Source organism: Streptomyces sp. NPDC093586 (assembly GCF_044764905.1).
GTDB lineage: Bacteria > Actinomycetota > Actinomycetes > Streptomycetales > Streptomycetaceae > Streptomyces.
The window spans coordinates 46,789-60,813 of record NZ_JBIWJA010000009.1; the positions used below are offsets into that span (position 1 = coordinate 46,789).

Consider the following 14,025-nt stretch of genomic DNA (forward strand, 5'->3'; position numbering starts at 1 on the left):
AGACCCCGCCGTCGGACGACGGCAGGGTCCCGAGGGGAATGTCCTACGCGGCGGTGCTGCTCGAGGCGGAGCTGCCGGCGCTCGACGACGAGGACGACGAACCGGAGCCCGACGACGAGGACGAGTCCGAGGACGACGACGAAGAGCTCGACGACTTCGAGGACGACGCCGGCGAGCTGCTGGACGAGCTGCCGCGGCTGTCGTTGCGGTAGAAGCCGGAACCCTTGAAGACGATGCCGACCGCCGAGAACACCTTCTTCAGGCGGCCCTTGCAGTTCGGGCACTCGGTCAGGGCGTCGTCGGTGAACTTCTGCACCGCCTCGAGGCCCTCGCCGCACTCGGTGCACTGGTACTGGTACGTCGGCACTGTCTTCCTCCTGGCACTCTCACTCGATGAGTGCTAACGACGATCCATAGTGACGTATTCCGCGGGTTCAGTCCACTGCGGCGGGCGTGCGGTGACCGACGCCACGTGCGTCCGTCCCGCCGCCGGGCGGTGTCGCCAGCCGCGAGCGCAGGGCCACCAGCACCCCCAGTGCGAGCACCGTGCCGCCCATCGGCACCAGGAACCCGGCGCCGCCCCAGAGGCGGTCCTCCAGCTGTCCGGCGACCGTGACGGCCGCCGCCTGGCCGAGCGCCACGGCGCCGGTCAGCCAGGTGAAGGCCTCGGTGCGGGCACCCGCCGGGACCAGGTCGTCGACCAGCGTGTAACCGGTGACCAGGGCGGGCGCGATGCACATGCCGACGAGCAGGCCGAGGCCGGCCAGCACGAGCACCGAGTGCGCGGCCCACAGGCCCGAGGCGGTCAGGGCGAGGGCGGTGTAGCCGACGAGGAGACGGCGCTGCGGGGCCACCTTCCAGGCGATGGCGCCGCAGGCCAGACCGGAGAGCATGTTGCCCGCGGCGAAGACGCCGTACAGGACGCCGTTCATGCCGGGCTCGCCGATCGACTCGGTGAACGCGGCCAGCGAGACCTGCATGCCGCCGAAGACCGAACCGATGCCCAGGAAGATCACGGCCAGCACGCGCACGCCGGGCACGCGCAGCGCCGGGACGTGCTCCACGCGCGCGTGGCCGCCGTCACCGCCGCCGACCCGCGGCTGGGTGCCCTTCTGCGCGGCGAACAGCAGACCGCCCACCAGGGTCAGCGCGGCCTCGGTGACCAGGCCGGCGGCCGGGTCCACGCCCGTGCACAGAGCGGTCGCCACCAGCGGGCCGAGGACGAAGGTCAGCTCGTCCGTGACCGACTCGAAGGCCGCCGCCGTGCTCATCAGCGGGGAGCCCCCCAGCTTCACGCCCCAGCGGGCGCGCACCATGGGCCCGATCTGCGGCACCGAGGCGCCGGTGGGCACGGCCGCCGCGAACAGCGCCCACAGGGGGGCGTCGGAGAGCGCGAGGACGGTCAGGGCCAGGCCGGACGCGGTGTGCACGAGCACGCCGGGCAGCAGGACGGCGCGCTGTCCGAAACGGTCGGCGAGCCGGCCGTTGTAGGGGGCGAACAGGGCCATGGAGACGCCGGTGACGGCGGCGGCGGCGCCCGCGACGCCGTAGGAGCCGCTGGTGTGCTGCACGAGCAGCACGATGGAGATCGTCAGCATGGCGAACGGCTGGCGGGCCGCGAAGCCGGGAAGCAGGAACGTCCAGGCGCCGCGGGTGCGCAGCAGCTGCCCGTATCCGGGGCGGGAGGAGGCGGGGTGCCGCGACTCCTCCGGGGACTTCTTCGACGAGGTGACCGTGGATGCCACGGCCCGTCCCTTTCTGCCGCCTGGTAGCGCCGGTCCCGCCTGCGGGCTGTGCCGTGCGGGAGCGCCGAGAGCTGTCCTCTTGCGCGGACTGCGGTAGTTACCGGGGCCCGGCTCACGGGGGCGTTCCGGCCGCCATACGGTCGCGCCAGCTCTGCATCAGGCAGAGTTGGTTCGATCAGGTGCCGCCTTCATCGTACAGGGATCAAGCGGGGCATCACCTGTGAAAGTGAGCACGCACACCCTGTTCACCTGCTCTTCCCTCCGGAGTCGGCGGTGCCGAGCCAGCCGGCGAGCTTGCCGCCGTGGCCGACCGCGCGCAGCCGGGCCTCGGCCGCGTCCCGGACGGGGTCGGTGGCGACGACGAGGAGTTCGTCCCCGCGCCGCAGCCCCGTCGTCGGCAGCGGCACGAACGACGTTCCGTCCCGCACGATCAGCGTGACGGCGGATCCGGCGGGCAGCCGCAGCTCGCTGATCTCGACGCCGTGCATCCTGGAGCCCTCGGGGATCGTGACGGACAGCAGGTGTCCGCGCAGCCGCTCCAGGGGCGCCGACTCGATGCCGAGGTCGGCGGCCTCGTCGCTCTTGCCCAGGTGCAGCTTGCGGGCCAGCCAGGGCAGGGTCGGGCCCTGGATCAGGGTGTAGACGGCGACCAGGACGAAGACGACGTTGAAGATCCGGCGGCTGCCCTCGACGCCCTCCACCATGGGGATGGTGGCGAGGATGATGGGCACGGCGCCGCGCAGCCCGGCCCAGGACATCAGGGCCTGCTCCTGCCAGGGCACCCGGAAGGGCAGCTGGCACAGCACGACGCTCAGCGGACGCGCCACCATCGTCAGCACCAGTCCGATGACCAGGGCGGGGACGACGTCGTCACCGAGTTCGTGCGGGGTGACCAGCAGGCCGAGCAGCACGAACATGCCGATCTGGGCGATCCAGCCGAGCCCGTCGGCGAAGCCGCGGGTGGCGGGCCAGTGCGGCAGCCGGGCGTTGCCCATCACCATCGAGGCGAGGTAGACGGCGAGGAAGCCGCTGCCGTGCGCCATGGCACCGGCCGCGTAGGCCGTGACCGCGATGGCCATGACGGCGATCGGGTACAGGCCGGAGGCGGGCAGCGCCACGTGCCGCAGCCCCCACGAGCCCAGCCAGCCCACCGCGAGCCCGATGGCGACGCCGATGGCCAGTTCCAGGGCGATCTCGCCGATCAGCACGTACCAGTGCTCGATGGGTCCGGCGGTGGAGAAGGCGACGACGAGGATGACCACGGGGGCGTCGTTGAAGCCCGACTCGGCCTCCAGCGTGCCCGTTATGCGCGCGGGCAGGGGGATCCTGCGCAGCACCGAGAAGACCGCCGCCGCGTCCGTGGAGGACACCACCGCCCCGATGATCAGCGCCTGCCGCCACTCCAGCCCGGTCAGGTAGTGCGCGCCCGCGGCGGTCACGCCGACGCTCACCGCGACCCCGGCCAGCGCCAGCACGGAGGCGGACGGCAGGACCGGTCTGATCTCCTTCCACTTCGTGCCCAGGCCGCCCTCGGCCAGGATCACGACGAGGGCCGCGTACCCGATGACCTGCACCAGTTCGGCGCTGTCGAACTCGATGTGGCCGATGCCGTCCTGGCCCATGGCGATGCCGATGGCCAGGTAGACGAGCAGGCTGGGCAGTCCGCTGCGCGAGGAGATCCGGACCGCCGCGACGGCGATGAGCAGGACGAGCGAGCAGACGAGCAGGAGCTGGTTGAGGTGGTGGACAGTCAGCGGCCGTTCCCTTCCCTGGCGCACGGCACCCGCGCGCGTCGCGGTGCGCCCACGGGGACCGCGCGCGGATGCGCGGTCGCTCGTGCGCACGCCACGAGGCGCGGGCCGGTGTGCGGACACAGCGCGCGTGAGCGCACGTACATGGCACATGAAGCCGCGGGAATCCGCGACCGACTACTTCGTTACCTTACCTAACTCTTGACGATTTCTTGACGCTCGTCTTGGCAGGATCGAACGCCCGTGCGCGCCGGTACCCGACTCCGCGTCAAGGGGGGCCGGGCCCTGCGCCTACAGTTGCTCCAGCGCTCAGTACAAAGCACAGCCCGCCCCTGCCGCTCGTGTTAGGACAGCAAGGACAGCGATGCCCCCCACCAACACCGCCTCTTCGGGTCAGCAGCCCGGCAAGTCCGGCAGGAAGAAGGGGCGCAAAGCACGCCTCCTCGTCCTCGTGCTGGTGCTGGCCGTCATCGGCGGCCTCGCCTACGGGGCGTACTGGTCCGTCAGCACCGTCCGCGCGTCCTTCCCGCAGACCAAGGGCTCCCTCACGCTGAAGGGCCTGGCGGGCCCGGTCGACGTCAAGCGCGACGGCTACGGGATCCCGCAGGTCTACGCCTCCTCCGAGGAGGACCTGTTCATGGCGCAGGGCTACGTCCAGGCGCAGGACCGGTTCTACGAGATGGACGTGCGCCGCCACATGACCTCGGGGCGCCTGTCGGAGATGTTCGGCAAGAGCCAGGTCGACAACGACGAGTTCCTGCGCACCCTGGGCTGGGACCGGGTGGCGAAGAAGGAGTACGACGAGAAGCTGTCGGACTCCACGAAGAAGTACCTCCAGGCGTATTCCAAGGGAGTCAACGCCTACCTGGCGGGCAAGGACGGCGCGGACATCTCGCTGGAGTACGCGGCGCTCGGCTTCACCAACGACTACAAGCCGCAGGCCTGGACCCCGGTCGACTCCGTCGCCTGGCTGAAGGCGATGGCCTGGGACCTGCGCGGCAACATGCAGGACGAGGTCGACCGCGCCCTGATGACCAGCCGCCTCGGCCCCAAGCAGATCGCCGACCTGTACCCGGCGTACCCGTACAGCCGGAACAAGGCCATCGTCCAGGAGGGCCAGTACGACGAGCTCACCGAGACGTTCGAGGGCGGCGCCGACGGTTCCACGGACGGCACGGGCTCCGGCTCCGGCACGGGTACCGGCTCCGGAACAGGTACCGGAAGCTCCGGCGCGGGCGCGGGCGCGGGCACCGGCAGCGCCCTGGAGAGCCAACTCGCGGGCCTGCAGAACGTCCTGGACGACCTGCCCACCGCCGTCGGCGTGAACGGCAACGGCATCGGCTCCAACTCCTGGGTCGTCTCCGGCGAGCACACCATCACCGGCAAGCCCCTGCTCGCCAACGACCCGCACCTGTCGCCGTCGCTGCCCTCCGTCTGGTACCAGATGGGCCTGCACTGCCGCACCGTCTCCGCGAAGTGCCGGTACGACGTCGCCGGCTACACCTTCGCGGGCATGCCCGGCGTCGTCATCGGCCACAACCAGGACATCGCCTGGGGCCTGACCAACTCCGGCGCCGACGTCACCGACCTGTACCTGGAGAAGGTCACCGGCGACGGCTACCAGTACGACGGCAAGACCGTGCCCTTCGAGACCCGCGAGGAGACCATCAAGGTCGCCGGCGGGAAATCCAAGACGATCGTCGTCCGCGAGACCAACAACGGGCCCCTCCTGTCCGACCGCGACGACGAGCTGGTGAAGGTCGGCAAGAAGGCCACGGTCGACACCGCGGCGCCCGACCGCGCCGACGGCTACGGCGTCTCCCTGCGCTGGACCGCGCTGGACGCGGGCACCACGATGGACGCCGTCTTCGCGATCGACCGGGCCAAGGACTGGGACGGCTTCCGCGAGGCCGCGGCCCTGTTCGACGTGCCCTCCCAGAACCTGGTCTACGCCGACACCGAGGGCAACATCGGCTACACGCTGCCGGGCAGGATCCCGATCCGCGCCAAGGGCCACGACGGCTCCGTGCCGGCGCCGGGCTGGGACCCCAAGTACCACTGGACCGGCAAGTACATCGAGCCGGACGAGCTGCCGTACGAGTACAACCCCGACCGCGGCTACATCGTCACCGCCAACCAGGCCGTGGTCGACGAGGACAAGTACCCGTACACCCTCACCACGGACTGGGGCTACGGCACCCGCAGCCAGCGGATCACCGCCCTGATCGAGCAGAAGATCAAGGACGGCGGCAAGATCTCCACGGACGACATGCGGCAGATGCAACTGGACAACAGCAGCGAGATGGCCAAGCTGCTCGTGCCCCAGCTGCTGAAGATCGACATCGCCGACAAGGACGTGCGCGAGGCGCAGAAGCTGCTGGAGGGCTGGGACTACACCCAGGAGGCCGACTCGGCCGCCGCCGCCTACTTCAACGCGGTCTGGCGCAACATCCTCAAGCTCGCCTTCGGCAACAAGCTGCCCAAGGAGCTGCGGGTCGAGGGTCAGTGCCTGTGGGTCGACCCGGTCAACAACACCAGGCCCGCGGACGAGGTCAACAAGGTCTACGAGTGCGGTCAGCGCGACGCCGACCAGGCGCAGCCGGACGGCGGCGACCGCTGGTTCGAGGTCGTCCGCACCCTGCTGGACGACCCGAAGAGCGACTGGTGGACGACCCCCGCGAACGGCACCCGCAAGGGCGCCGACCACAACCGCGACGACCTGTTCGAGCGCGCCATGGTCGACGCCCGCTGGGAGCTGACCGCCAAGCTCGGCAAGGACATCGACAGCTGGAACTGGGGCCGGCTGCACCGTCTGTTCCTGAAGAACCAGACCCTCGGCACCGAGGGCCCCGGCTTCGTGAAGTACGCCCTGAACCGCGGCCCGTGGAAGCTCAGCGGCGGCGAGGCGGCGGTCAACGCCACCGGCTGGAACGCGGCCGGCGGCTACGGGGTGGTGTGGGTGCCGTCCATGCGGATGGTGGTCAACCTCGGCGACCTCGACAAGTCCCGGTGGATCAACCTCACCGGCGCCTCCGGGCACGCCTACAGCGCCCACTACACCGACCAGACGGACAAGTGGGCCGCCGGTGAGCTGCTGCCGTGGTCGTTCTCCAAGAAGGCGGTCGACGACAGCACGAGCGACACCCTGGTGCTCAAGCCGTAGGGCGACCACCGGAACCGGAAGCGGGGGGCCCCCCGGCGGGGGGGGCGCGGGGGGGGGGGGGGGGGCCGGGGGCGCCCCGCCGCCCCCCCCCCCCCCCCCCCGGGCCCCCCCCCCCCCCCCCCCCCCCGGGGGGGCGCCCCCCCGGGGGCCCCCCCCCGCCCCCCCCGGCCCCCCCCGGGGGGGGGGGCCCCCCGCTTCCGGTGGTGCGCGTCCGAGGCCGTCAGCGGAACCTGCGCACCCCCGACGGTGTCACCACCGCGTCCACCGGCCGGTCGTGCGGCTCCCCGGGGACGCGCGCGACGACCTCCCGGTCGTACAGCAGGACCAGCAGCGCGGGCCGCGCGCCCGCCCGCTCCAGCCGGGCGAGGACCCGGTCGTACGACCCGCCGCCCCGGCCCAGCCGCAGGCCCCGCCCGTCGACCGCCAGGCCCGGCAGCAGCACGACGTCGGCGGCGGTCACCGCGTCCGGGCCCAGGCGCTCACCGGCGGGTTCGTACAGGGCCATCCGCCCGCCGTGCCGCACGCGCGCGAGGGAGTCCTGTCCGGCGTAGACACCCCAGTCCAGGTCGTTGTCGGGCAGCAGCGCCGGCAGCAGCACACGCACACCCCGCGTGCGCAGCGCGTCCAGCAGCGCGAGGGTGCCCGGTTCGGCACCCACGGAGACGTACGCCGCCACGACGCCCGCCCCCGCGACCTCGGGCAGCGCGAGCGCCCGGTCGGCCAGCGCCTCGGCCGCCTCGCGCACCTCGTCCGCCGTCAAACCGTTCCTCACCTCGAGGAACTCCCGCCGCAGGGCCCGTTTTCCGGACTCGTCGGCATGTCCGCTGGGCGTCAAAAGTCCCTCCTGTGCCGTTCTCGTATGCTCATATGAGCGCAGGTGATCCGGAGTTGCGGATTCTCCCAAAGTCACCGGATATGGTGGCGGGCATGACACAGTCCCACTCCAGGATCAGCAAGGCTGTCATCCCCGCAGCCGGACTTGGTACCCGGTTCCTGCCGGCCACCAAGGCCACTCCCAAGGAGATGCTGCCGGTCGTCGACAAGCCGGCGATCCAGTACGTGGTCGAAGAGGCCGTATCCGCGGGCCTCGGCGACGTCCTCATGGTCACGGGCCGCAACAAGCGCCCCCTCGAGGACCACTTCGACCGCAACTACGAGCTCGAGTCCGCCCTCCAGAAGAAGGGCGACGCGAGCCGGCTGGCCAAGGTCCAGGAGTCGAGCGACCTCGCCATGATCCACTACGTCCGCCAGGGCGACCCCAAGGGCCTCGGTCACGCCGTGCTGTGCGCCGCCCCGCACGTCGGCGACGAGCCCTTCGCGGTCCTGCTCGGCGACGACCTGATCGACCCGCGGGACCCGCTGCTGCAGCGCATGATCGACGTGCAGGAGCAGTACGGCGGCAGCGTCATCGCCCTCATGGAGGTCGACCCCGAGCAGATCCACCTCTACGGCTGCGCCGCCGTCGAGGCCACCGAGGACGGCGACGTCGTCAAGGTGAGCGGACTGGTCGAGAAGCCCGACCCGGCCGACGCCCCCTCCAACTACGCCATCATCGGCCGCTACGTCCTCGACCCGCACATCTTCGACATACTCCGCAAGACCGAACCCGGCCGCGGCGGCGAGATCCAGCTCACCGACGCCCTCCAGCAGCTCGCCGAGACGCACACGACAGCGGCCACCGCCGCGGGGAAGGCCGGCGGCCCGGTGCACGGCGTCATCTTCAAGGGCCGCCGCTACGACACCGGCGACCGCGGCGACTACCTGCGTGCCATCGTCAGGCTCGCGTGCGAACGTGAGGACCTGGGCCCCGACTTCCGGACCTGGCTCCGCAGCTACGTAGCCGAGGAGATGTAACGACGTTGAGCAGCGACGCGCCCCGTGACACCGGCCACGACCACGCCGCCGCGGACTTCGGTCCCGACCGGCTCTGGTCGGTGCAGGACCACCTGGACGACATCCTCGCCACCGTCCGCCCCCTGGAACCCATCGAGCTGAACCTGCTCGACGCCCAGGGGTGCGTCCTGGTCGACGACATCACGGTGCCGCTGTCGCTGCCGCCGTTCGACAACAGCTCCATGGACGGGTACGCGGTGCGGGTCGCCGACGTGGCGGGCGCGAGCGAGGAGTACCCCGCCGTCCTGGAGGTCGTCGGCGACGTCGCCGCCGGCCGGACCGACCCGCCGACCGTGGGACCCGGCCAGGCCGCCCGCATCATGACCGGCGCCCCGCTGCCGCCCGGCGCCGAGACCGTCGTCCCCGTCGAATGGACGGACGGCGGCCTCGGCGAGGGCCCGGTCGCCGGGATGCGCGCCCGCAGCCTAGCCCCCGAGGGCGCCGAGGGGCAGGTCCGCGTGTACCGGCCGGCCGAGGCACGCGCGCACGTGCGCGCGGCGGGCAGCGACGTGAGGTCCGGCGACCGCGCCCTGGAGGCCGGCACCGTCCTCGGGCCGCCGCAGATCGCCCTGCTCGCCGCGATCGGCCGCGGCAGGGTCCGGGTGCACCCCCGCCCGCGCGTGGTGGTGCTGTCCACCGGCAGCGAACTCGTCCAGCCCGGCGAGGAACTGACCCACGGCCAGATCTACGACTCCAACAGCTTCGCCCTCACCGCCGCCGCCCGCGACGCCGGTGCCATCGCCTACCGCGTGGGCGCGGTCGCCGACGACGCCGAGACACTGCGGGACACCATCGAGGACCAGCTCGTCCGCGCCGACCTGATGGTCACCACCGGCGGGGTCAGCGTCGGGGCGTACGACGTGGTCAAGGAGGCCCTCGCCCACGTCGCCGACGAGGACGAGCCAGGCAGCGGCGTGGAGTTCCGCAAGCTCGCCATGCAGCCCGGCAAACCCCAGGGCTTCGGCTCCATCGGCCCCGACCACACCCCGCTGCTCGCCCTGCCCGGCAACCCGGTGTCGTCGTACGTCTCCTTCGAGCTGTTCGTGCGCCCCGCGATCCGCACGCTCATGGGCCTTCCCGACGTCCACCGCCCGACCACCACCGCGACCCTCACCGCCGACAAGGCGCTGACCTCGCCGGCGGGCCGCCGGCAGTTCCTGCGCGGCACCTGCGCCGACGGAACGGTCACCCCGGTCGGCGGCGCCGGCTCCCACCTCGTGGCGGCCCTCGCGCACGCCGACGCGCTGATCGTCGTCCCCGAGGACGTCGAATCGGTCGAGCCCGGCAGCGAGGTCGAGGTGGTCCTGCTCCGCTGATCCCGCCCGGATGGCGGTACCGTGTCGCGCACAGCAGGCCCACGCGCCGCACCGCGCCGGGCCCGGACCGGGAGCGCCACACAGCATGAGCACGCACGACCGACCCACGCAGGACGGCCAGGACACGCAAGGCAGGCTGACGCACATCGACGAGGCGGGCGCCGCCCGGATGGTCGACGTGTCCGCCAAGGACGTGACCGCGCGCACCGCGCGCGCCAGCGGACGCGTCCTGGTGGCGCCCCGCGTGGTCGAGCTGCTGCGCGGCGAGGGGGTCCCCAAGGGCGACGCCCTGGCCACCGCCCGGATCGCGGGCATCATGGGCGCCAAGCGCACCCCCGACCTGATCCCGCTCTGTCACCCCTTGGCGCTCTCCGGTGTGAAACTGGACCTGTCGGTCGCGGACGACGCCGTGGAGATCACCGCCACGGTGCGGACGACGGATCGCACGGGTGTCGAGATGGAGGCGCTCACCGCGGTCTCCGTCGCCGCGCTCACCGTGATCGACATGGTCAAGGCGGTCGACAAGGGAGCGGTCATCACGGACGTGCGAGTGGAGGAGAAGACGGGCGGCAAGTCGGGCGACTGGAGCCGGTCATGACACCGGACACGTCGGTGGGAGGGGCGCTGCCCGCGTCCTACAGCGCCTTGGTCGTCACCGCCTCCAACCGGGCCGCCGCCGGTGTCTACGAGGACCGGGGCGGCCCCCTGGTCGCCGAGGGCCTGCGCCGCTTCGGCTTCGCCGTGGACGGCCCGCAGGTGGTCCCCGACGGCGACCCCGTCGAGGCCGTCCTGCGCGCGGGCGTCGAGGCGGGCTACGACGTGATCGTCACCACCGGCGGCACCGGCGTCTCGCCCACCGACCGCACCCCCGAGGCGACCCGGGCGGTGATCGGCCACGAGGTCCCCGGCATCGCGGAGGCCATCCGGGCGTACGGCCGCGACAAGGTGCCCACCGCGGCGCTCTCCCGGGGCCTGGCCGGGGTGGCGAACGGGACGCTGATCGTCAACCTCCCCGGTTCCACCGGCGGGGTGAAGGACGGCCTCGCGGTCCTGGAGCCCCTGCTGAAGCACGCCGTGGACCAGCTCCGCGGCGGTGACCACCCCGGTTCCGGCGTCGGCGGGGGTGCGAGCTGAACAGCCCCTCCTGGCCGGTCGAGCTGGTGGACGGCGACATCGTCCTGCGGCCCATAAAGATGCGCGACCAGCGGGCGTGGCGCGAGGTCAACCGGCGCAACCGCGACTGGCTGCGCCCCTGGGAGGCGACCATTCCGCCGCCCGCGCCCGGCGGCGCCCTCGCGCACCGTCCGACGTACCGCCAGATGGTCCGCCATCTGCGGTCCGAGGCGAACGCCGGCCGGATGCTGCCCTTCGTCATCGAGTACCAGGGGCGGCTGGTCGGCCAGTTGACGGTGGCCGGGATCACCTGGGGCTCGATGTGCTCCGGTCACGTCGGCTACTGGGTGGACGAGGCGGTGGCCGGGCGCGGGGTGATGCCCACGGCCGTCGCGATGGCCGTGGACCACTGTTTCCGCACCGTCGGCCTGCACCGCGTCGAGGTCTGCATTCGCCCGGAGAACGGGCCCAGCCGACGGGTCGTGGAGAAACTCGGATTCCGCGAGGAGGGCCTCAGGCCCCGTTATCTCCACATCGACGGCGGATGGCGCGACCATCTCGTGTTCGCGCTCACCGCGGAAGAGGTACCGGAGGGGCTGCTGCGGCGCTGGCACCGCTCACGGGAGCGCGGTACGCGCAACAGCCCGGGCAATCCGGGCCCGGCCGAGCGCCGGAATTGAATAAACGTTCGAATTTGATCGGATCGCGACCATGCGGAATGGGGATAATTCGCGAACCCGACAGTCTGCTGGTCGTACCAGTCGTAAAAAAAGTTCGAAATATCAGCCGGATCGTGCGACACACCGGCCCAATTGGCGGATGGCCCCATGCAAACCCCTCTACCGTGTGAGGCGTGAGCAGCAGCGGCCTCATCTACGCAGTCATCGTCGGGGCCTGGGCCGCCTACTTGGTGCCGATGTGGCTCCGTAGGCAGGACGAGCTGAACGAAGCCCGTCCGACGGAACGCTTCAGCACCGCCATCCGGCTGCTGTCCGGACGGGCGGGCATGGAGCGCCGGTACGCCAAGGACCTGCGGTCGCGCTCCGCCGACGACGCGGAGCCCGACGCCGACGCCCCGGACGCCGTCACCGAAACGGTGGACGTCCGGGCCTTCGCCGTGTCCAGAACCCTCCGGCACACCCAGCCGGTGCCGCAGCACACGGCGGAGCGCTCCGCACCGGCCCGCGCCGAGACGGACGAGCACGCCGACCGCGACGGACCCGCGCAGGCCGATGAGTCCGGTGCGGCGCCCGCCCGCGAGCGGGTGCCGGCCGCCCGGCGCGCCCCCGTCTCACCGGCGGCGGCCCGTGCCCGGCGCATGAAGGTGCTCGCCCGTCGTCGGCGCACCACCGTGATGCTCTTCCTGGCCTTCACCCTCGGCTCGGTCGTCGCCGCGGTCGGCGGACTGGCGTTCCTGTGGGTGCCCGGCGTACCTGCGGTGCTGCTCAGCGCCTACATCGCCTACCTGCGGTCCCAGGAACGCCGCCGGTTCGCCTTCCACATGGACCGCCGCCAGGCCGAGGCCGCCGCCCAGCGGCTGCGCGAACGCCAGTCGCGCCGGCGTACCGCCGCCGACGTCACCGGCGACCCCGACGCCGAGGAACCGGACGAGACGCCCGACGCCGCGCCCGACCCCGGACTCTCCGCGCTCGCCGCGGACCGCCGGGCACTGGTGGAGCAGACCGACCACGCCGAGTGGGTCGACCAGCAGCGCGAACGGCAGCGGCGGCCCGGCCAGGGCGACAGCTGGGACCCCGTGCCCGTCCCCCTGCCCACCTACGTCACCGCGCCGGTCGCCCCCCGCGCCACCCCCGACGTGGACCTCGCGGCGCCCGACGCGTGGAGCTCCGCCCGCTCCAGCGCCGTCGCCCCGGACCGCACGGAGCAGCGGGACGCCGCCGCCCGGCCCGCACCGGACGGCCCCGCCGACCACGCCGAGGACCGGCCCGAGGGCACCGGCCGCGGCGGCGCCCGCCGCGCCGTGTCCGCCCGCCGCGCCCGCGAGCGGGGCCGGACACCGCTGTTCGACCAGTACGAGGACGGCGACCGCCCCCGCGCGGCCAACGAGTAGCGCGCCCGGACCCCGCCCCCGCCCCGGCTCCGGGAAGGGATTTTTGAGCAGGCCGGTCGGGGTGCTAAAGTTTCACTCGTTGCAAGGGCCTGTGGCGCAGTCCGGTAGCGCACCTCGTTCGCATCGAGGGGGCCAGGGGTTCAAATCCCCTCAGGTCCACGCAGCATGAAGCCCCTGTCAGTGGTTACTGACAGGGGCTTCATCGTGTTCCCGGGAGCCGCGCCGGACCCCGGTCCGGTGCGCCGCCGTCGGTCGCCCGGCCGCCGTCCGTTGCGTACCGCCTGCTGACGGAACGCGGTTGGGCCGTACCGGTCCCGGTGCTCGCGATGCCCATGTCGCCCGCCGCCCCCACCCGCCCGGTGTCCACCGGGCCCACGAAACCCCGACGGGGCCCTCCGGGCCGGTGCGGCAGGGGCGAGAGCTGGGGAGGGGGCCGGGCCTGCCTCCCCTCCCCGATGGGTCCTACGGGGTCCGGAGGGCCTTCGCGTAGCAGAGGCTCTCCTCGTGGAAGCGGTAGTAGCCGAACTTCTCGCAGGGCTCGTAGCCGCTGGAGAGGTACAGGGCGACGGCCTCGGGCTGCTTGGTGCCGGTCTCCAGGACCATGCGGACCCGGCCGGCCGCGCGGGCGTCCTCCTCCAGGGCGGCCAGGATGCGGCGGGCCAGTCCCCGGCCGCGCATCTGCTCGATCACGAACATCCGCTTCAGCTCGGCGTCCCCGTCCAGATTGCCCTCGTCGTTGGCGTCCTGACTGCGCCAGCCGCCGGAGGCGACCGGGACGTCGTTCTCGTCGTACGCGATCAGGTAGAGGCCGTTCGGCGGCGCGAAGTCCGCGGCGTCGAGGTGCGTGGCGTCGCCGCCGTCGCCGTAGCGGAGGTCGTACTCGGCCTGGACCTCGTCGTTCAGCTTCACGGCGTCGGGGTGGTCGAAGGCGACCCGGCGTATGTTCATTCTTCCTACCGTAAATCGATGCGCA

At 72.3% G+C, this 14,025-nt stretch carries 12 protein-coding genes and 1 tRNA gene; 8 read left to right on the forward strand and 5 right to left on the reverse strand.

From position 1 onward, the window contains the following. Positions 1-43: 43 nt before the first annotated feature. The 3 genes from ACIRFH_RS12410 to ACIRFH_RS12420 all read right to left on the reverse strand — a co-directional run bounded on the left by ACIRFH_RS12410 (position 44) and on the right by ACIRFH_RS12420 (position 3,523). Positions 44-367: an FmdB family zinc ribbon protein gene (locus tag ACIRFH_RS12410; RefSeq protein ID WP_403519591.1), complete on the reverse strand. Its 324-nt coding sequence runs from the start codon at positions 365-367 to the stop codon at positions 44-46. A gap of 67 nt (positions 368-434) precedes the next feature. Then, positions 435-1,745, reverse strand: a complete 1,311-nt coding sequence (locus tag ACIRFH_RS12415; protein WP_403519593.1) for an MFS transporter — start codon at positions 1,743-1,745, stop codon at positions 435-437. 245 nt (positions 1,746-1,990) lie between these two features. Then, complete coding sequence (locus ACIRFH_RS12420) at positions 1,991-3,523, reverse strand: potassium/proton antiporter (protein WP_403519595.1); 1,533 nt, start codon at positions 3,521-3,523, stop codon at positions 1,991-1,993. A gap of 337 nt (positions 3,524-3,860) precedes the next feature. Between ACIRFH_RS12420 and ACIRFH_RS12425 the strand changes: the two genes are divergently transcribed. Continuing rightward, on the forward strand, positions 3,861-6,659 hold the full coding sequence (locus ACIRFH_RS12425; RefSeq protein WP_403519597.1) for a penicillin acylase family protein: 2,799 nt from the start codon (positions 3,861-3,863) through the stop codon (positions 6,657-6,659). Between the two features lie 220 nt (positions 6,660-6,879). Here ACIRFH_RS12425 and ACIRFH_RS12430 read toward each other — a convergent pair whose 3' ends face one another. Then, on the reverse strand, positions 6,880-7,494 hold the full coding sequence (locus ACIRFH_RS12430; RefSeq protein ID WP_403519599.1) for a 5-formyltetrahydrofolate cyclo-ligase: 615 nt from the start codon (positions 7,492-7,494) through the stop codon (positions 6,880-6,882). A gap of 92 nt (positions 7,495-7,586) precedes the next feature. Between ACIRFH_RS12430 and galU the strand changes: the two genes are divergently transcribed. The 7 genes from galU to ACIRFH_RS12465 all read left to right on the forward strand — a co-directional run bounded on the left by galU (position 7,587) and on the right by ACIRFH_RS12465 (position 13,211). Next, positions 7,587-8,513 carry a UTP--glucose-1-phosphate uridylyltransferase GalU gene (gene galU, locus ACIRFH_RS12435; RefSeq protein WP_403519601.1) on the forward strand — a complete coding sequence of 309 codons (927 nt, stop codon included), beginning with the start codon at positions 7,587-7,589 and terminating at the stop codon, positions 8,511-8,513. A 5-nt stretch (positions 8,514-8,518) separates the two neighbouring features. Beyond that, complete coding sequence (gene glp, locus ACIRFH_RS12440) at positions 8,519-9,868, forward strand: gephyrin-like molybdotransferase Glp (RefSeq protein ID WP_403519603.1); 1,350 nt, start codon at positions 8,519-8,521, stop codon at positions 9,866-9,868. A gap of 85 nt (positions 9,869-9,953) precedes the next feature. Continuing rightward, positions 9,954-10,466 carry a cyclic pyranopterin monophosphate synthase MoaC gene (moaC, locus tag ACIRFH_RS12445; RefSeq protein ID WP_403519605.1) on the forward strand — a complete coding sequence of 171 codons (513 nt, stop codon included), beginning with the start codon at positions 9,954-9,956 and terminating at the stop codon, positions 10,464-10,466. Then, complete coding sequence (locus ACIRFH_RS12450) at positions 10,463-11,002, forward strand: molybdenum cofactor biosynthesis protein B (RefSeq protein WP_403519607.1); 540 nt, start codon at positions 10,463-10,465, stop codon at positions 11,000-11,002. The genes moaC and ACIRFH_RS12450 overlap by 4 nt, the downstream gene beginning before the upstream one ends. 26 nt (positions 11,003-11,028) lie before the next feature. After that, a complete protein-coding gene (locus ACIRFH_RS12455; RefSeq protein WP_403519609.1) occupies positions 11,029-11,661 on the forward strand; it encodes a GNAT family N-acetyltransferase in 633 nt (210 codons plus the stop codon). Between the two features lie 173 nt (positions 11,662-11,834). Continuing rightward, the gene (glpR, locus tag ACIRFH_RS12460) at positions 11,835-13,052 is read left to right on the forward strand and encodes a gephyrin-like molybdotransferase receptor GlpR (protein ID WP_403519611.1); all 1,218 of its coding nucleotides are present in this window, start codon (positions 11,835-11,837) and stop codon (positions 13,050-13,052) included. 85 nt (positions 13,053-13,137) lie between these two features. After that, a tRNA-Ala gene (locus tag ACIRFH_RS12465) sits at positions 13,138-13,211 on the forward strand. Between the two features lie 303 nt (positions 13,212-13,514). On the opposite strand, the gene ACIRFH_RS12470 is transcribed toward ACIRFH_RS12465, so the two are convergent. After that, positions 13,515-14,000, reverse strand: coding sequence for a GNAT family N-acetyltransferase (locus ACIRFH_RS12470; RefSeq protein WP_403519613.1), 486 nt, complete (start codon positions 13,998-14,000; stop codon positions 13,515-13,517). Positions 14,001-14,025 lie beyond the last annotated feature (25 nt).